This is a genomic window from Streptococcus oralis (assembly GCF_001578945.1).
Classification (GTDB): domain Bacteria; phylum Bacillota; class Bacilli; order Lactobacillales; family Streptococcaceae; genus Streptococcus; species Streptococcus oralis_Q.
The window spans coordinates 1-362 of the sequence record NZ_KQ969633.1 but is presented as its reverse complement, the minus strand read 5'-3'; the positions used below and the strand labels follow the sequence as shown (position 1 = coordinate 362).

Here is a 362-nt window from a genome sequence, read left to right as displayed (position 1 = left end):
TGTTTTCTTTCTGGATTTTTAAATTTTCTTTTACTGTAAGACCTTCTCAAACATCATTTAATACTCAATAAAAATCAAAGAGCAAACTAGAAAGCTAGGCGCAGGCAGTACTGGAGTACGACAAGCCGACGCTGACGTGGTTTGAATTTGATTTTTGAAGAGTATAAAAATAAAAATAGGCAAAGACCTAGTCCTGCCCATTTCTTATCTACTTGATAATACCGTCAGTGCTAAGGCAATGGCTAGCCAGAAAAAGACTAAAATACCTGTCAAACGTTGCATCACAGCTTCAAAACCACGCGCCTTACTACGTTCAAACAAATCACCTGAGCTGGCATCAAATACATTGCTGGATTGGTTCT

1 protein-coding gene is annotated in these 362 nt (G+C 38.1%); it reads right to left on the bottom strand.

Annotated elements, in window-relative coordinates; all coding sequences use genetic code 11:
- Nucleotides 1-204: 204 nt before the first annotated feature.
- On the bottom strand, nucleotides 205-362 hold a 158-nt coding region (secG, locus tag SORDD16_RS10145; RefSeq protein WP_061453301.1), incomplete at its 5' end, for a preprotein translocase subunit SecG.